The following is a 3,975-nucleotide window of genomic DNA, read 5'->3' as shown; positions in this document are numbered from 1 at the left end:
CCAGACAAGCTACAACATATGGACGAAGCGCACCAAAAAGGAGGCGAGGAAAAGTTCAATAAAGTGCAGGAAGCTTATGAACAGCTTCAGAAGGAACGCGGGTTTTGATATTTTTTTGAAAAATAGTGTTAAAATTTTTTGTCTTTCAAAAAATAACTTTAACCAGTTGCAACATAACTGAACATTAATTTTTAATTTTAGAAATCACGAAAAAGCTATTTTTTACACTTATCGTTTGTTTATTTTCTTTAGGTGCATTTGCATCTAATTTGAATTCCAATGAAATCAAAAGAAATATAGAAGCCATAAATACCTTTGAAAAGGCAGAGCTGTTGGTCGTTGGCGAATGTCAAACAACGATTTTAATTACAATTGATCACGGCTCATGGGAGGAAACAATAACTGTTACTTATACTTATGAGTGCTGATAATTAAGATATTATGAAATATTTATTTTTCATTTTCTTTTGTTGTACCACGGTACTCTTTTCCCAAACTGGAAAAATAACATATAATAATGTCTTGAATTATTCTGGATCAAAACCCAAACAGGTAGAAGGCAACTTATATTTTAATTCCCAAGAATCAATTTATATTAATTTAAATAAAACTGAAATAATTGATAACAATACAAAATCAGGAGATATAATTATTACAAATACAGATTCGATTGGATATAGGTACTATCATAATTTGCAATCCAAGAAATTTATATGCAGAGAAACTGTTTTGGATGAATTTAAGCTGAAATATTATATTTATGAGGATTACCTAGCATCAGAAATCCAATGGAAATTATCAAATGAATTTAAATTAATCTCCGATTACAATTGTCAGAAAGCAATTGGAGAGTTTAGGGGAAGAATCTTTGAAGCTTGGTTTACGCCTGATATCCCCCTTCCATATGGCCCTTGGAAACTTGGAGGACTCCCTGGTCTAATTTTAGAAGTTTATGATAGCACCCACGAGGTTTACTTTAGTGCAGAGCAAATTATCATTCCTTATGAAAAGACCAATGGTATTATAAATGAACCAAGGAGTGATCCAAAAATAAGTCAAAAAGAATTTGTACAAATGAACGAGAATTCCTCGGGGAGAATCTCAAAAGCATTATTATCACGAATGCCAGAGGGTGCTAAAATAACATCTATACAAGTAAAAAGGAGCGGTATTGAACTTGAATACGAATGGGAAAAAAAATAAAGGAATATTTCATAATTCTTTTAAATTGCCTGATACTTTTGCTATCGGGCAATTTTGCTTATTGCCAAAGCATCGTTTCTGGAACAGTACTTGACACTTTGCAAAAACCTATACCCTACGTAAATGTTTTTTTAGAATCTGAAAACCAAGATGGCATAATTGCCTTCACCACCACTCAAGAAAATGGTCGCTATAAATTAACAACCGATAAAGTGGGCAAATTTGAACTTACTTTCAGCTCCATTTCATTTCAAAAAAAGACAGAAACTCTTTCCTTAGAAAAAAACACGAATTATAAGCTCGACGTAGTTTTAAAAGTAGAAACCTTTACGCTGGATCAAGTTATCATAAATACCGATAAAGCCGTAACCGTAAAAAAAGATACTATTATTTTTAAGGCAGACGCCTTTAAAAAAGGAAATGAAGAAACAGTTGAAGATCTACTAAAAAATATCCCGGGAATTAATGTGGATAGCGATGGTAAAATTAAAATAGGGGGCAAGGAAGTTGAAAAAGTAATGATAGAAGGCGATGATCTTTTTGAAAAGGGATACAAGCTGCTAACCAAGAATTTGGATGCGGCGGTAATCAATAAGGTAGAAGTGTATGAACATTATTCCAAAAATCGTTTGCTGAAAGGCATTGAAAATAGTGAGCGTGTAGCCCTAAACCTTACTTTGAAGAATAATGTGAAAAACAAAATATTTGGAGTATTGAAACCCGGCTATGGGCTTGCATCTGAAAATAGGTATGATGCCAGTGCAAATTTTATTTCGTTTCGTGAAACAAACAAATTTTATGGTTTTGCAAATTTCAATAATGTAGGTATAGAGACCAGCGCAGCCCTTTCGGAAATGACAGATTCGGAATCTGAGACTGGTTTTGCCAGTACAGAAAATGACCAAAGTGCGATTTCATTTATAAAGCTTATCAATTTCAAACCCAATGTTGGTGATGAGCGCACCAATTTTAATAATGCTGAAATGGCTTCTCTCAATAATATTTACTCTTTTAACCCAAGGTTAAAGTTAAAAACAATTGGTTTTTTGAATTGGGACGAGAATGATTTCTTTAGAAATTCCATGGATACTTATTTTTTGCCCACAGGTAATTTTACTACAACGGAAGATTACAACTTGTATGGACAAACATTCTCGGGCTTTGCAAACGCACAATTAACATACTATATATCTAAAAACCAAATATTCGAGTATTCGGGAAAGTTTAACGGAGGTAGAACAGAAACAAATACTTCGCTTTTTTTTAACAATGATTTTTCAAACGAAGTTTTGGACGAAAACCCTTTTACCGCCAATCAAACATTTAAGTATACCAATAGGCGTAGACCAAACCAAGCATTATTAGTTAATGGCTATTACATCCATTCTAATAATCCACAAAATTACGGCAACAGCCGATTTTTATTTCAAGATTTATTTGGAGCCAATAATGATATTGGTGGTGTACTGCAAGGTAGTAAGCATACAATTAATTCTGCAGGGATTGATGCGGGTCTTTTCAATAAAAGAAAGAATAACGATTTATGGCAAGCAAAAGTTGGTATAAACCATATTAATAATAAATATTCTTCAAATTTTGAACTTCTTGGTATTGACGAAAAACCAATTGGATTTCAGAACAATTCAAAATTCAATCAATTCAATGTTTTTTTCGAACCATCCTATAGTTTAAAATTAGCATCCCTTGCATTGACCGCAAATATTCGTTTCGCATACAACATAACAACCTTAGATACAGAAAAAATAGGTTTGGAAATATCGCCACTCTTTATCAATCCAAAAATAACAGCAGACTGGCAATTGAACAAAACCAACCGCATTACTTCATTTTTTAAATACGAAAATAAAAACCCTAGCTTGTCAAATGTTCAGGATGGTTATGTCCTTAACCAATATAACAGATTTTCGAAAGGTTTGCAAAATATTGAGCCTCTAAAATCAAGTACCTTTTTTCTGAATTATACCTTGGGTACTATTTTGAGTCCATTTTACGCAAATACATCGTTTATCTATGTAAGAGAATACGATTATTTGGGTTCAAATGCTCTCATCACTCCAAATTATTCGTTAAATGAATTAACAAGACTTAAGAATAAGGAGTTCCTGAATTTACAGACGGATTCAAATATTTTTTTACAATCCATAGCATCAAATACAAAAATAAAACTGGGATATAACAAGCAAAATTTTGAAAATAGTGTAAACGGAAATTTTCGCAATGTGAATGTTACAACCTTTAATTATGGCGCCGAATTAAGATCTGCCTTCACAGGACCCTTCAATCTTCATATTGGGACGGAATGGTTTAATAGCGTTTACAAAACCGATATAACAAAACAAGAAAATACTAGGAACCGAAGTTTTTTTGACATTATATATGAGCCACGCAAAAATCTAATTTTCTCCTTGAGTTCATCTCGTTATTCCTTTTCAGATTTAGATAAAGAAAATGACACTTATTATTTTATGGATCTTGAAGGCAAATATCAACTTATTAAAAATAGAATATCTTTATCCTTGATAGGAAAAAACGTACTGAATACCAGAACTTTCAGAAATATAAATATTGATGACAGTGGTATTTTTAAATCTGAATATCGACTTTTGCCTAGATTCCTTCTTTTAAAAGCACACATTCGTTTATAGTTTTTTAAAAAACCACCCAGACAAGCTACAACATATGGACGAAGCGCACCAAAAAGGAGGCGAGGAAAAGTTCAATAAAGTGCAGGAAGCTTATGAACAGCTTCAG

2 protein-coding genes and 2 pseudogenes are annotated in these 3,975 nt (G+C 32.5%); all 4 read left to right on the top strand.

Going from position 1 to position 3,975, the window contains the following annotated elements; all coding sequences use genetic code 11:
• Positions 1 to 108, top strand: a pseudogene (locus tag K8089_RS15855) (molecular chaperone DjiA); the annotation flags it as partial.
• 333 nt (positions 109 to 441) lie between these two features.
• Positions 442 to 1,203, top strand: coding sequence for a GLPGLI family protein (locus K8089_RS15850; protein WP_237604272.1), 762 nt, complete (start codon positions 442 to 444; stop codon positions 1,201 to 1,203).
• Positions 1,188 to 3,869, top strand: a complete 2,682-nt coding sequence (locus K8089_RS15845; protein ID WP_237604271.1) for a carboxypeptidase-like regulatory domain-containing protein — start codon at positions 1,188 to 1,190, stop codon at positions 3,867 to 3,869. Before K8089_RS15850 ends, K8089_RS15845 begins: the two co-directional genes overlap by 16 nt.
• 7 nt (positions 3,870 to 3,876) lie before the next feature.
• Positions 3,877 to 3,975: pseudogene (locus K8089_RS15840) on the top strand (molecular chaperone DjiA); the annotation flags it as partial.

Origin of the sequence: Aequorivita vitellina (genome assembly GCF_022008365.1) — a bacterium.
In the GTDB taxonomy this organism is placed as follows: Bacteria; Bacteroidota; Bacteroidia; order Flavobacteriales; family Flavobacteriaceae; genus Aequorivita; species Aequorivita vitellina.
The sequence above is the reverse complement of the archived record's forward strand: the minus strand, read 5'-3'. Positions and strand labels throughout refer to the sequence as shown.

Bases quoted from the DNA above. Each gene is read 5' to 3' on its own strand.
- K8089_RS15850 (WP_237604272.1), top strand. From the start codon at position 442: ATGAAATATTTATTTTTCATTTTCTTTTGTTGTACCACGGTACTCTTT.
- K8089_RS15845 (WP_237604271.1), top strand. From the start codon at position 1,188: ATGGGAAAAAAAATAAAGGAATATTTCATAATTCTTTTAAATTGCCTG.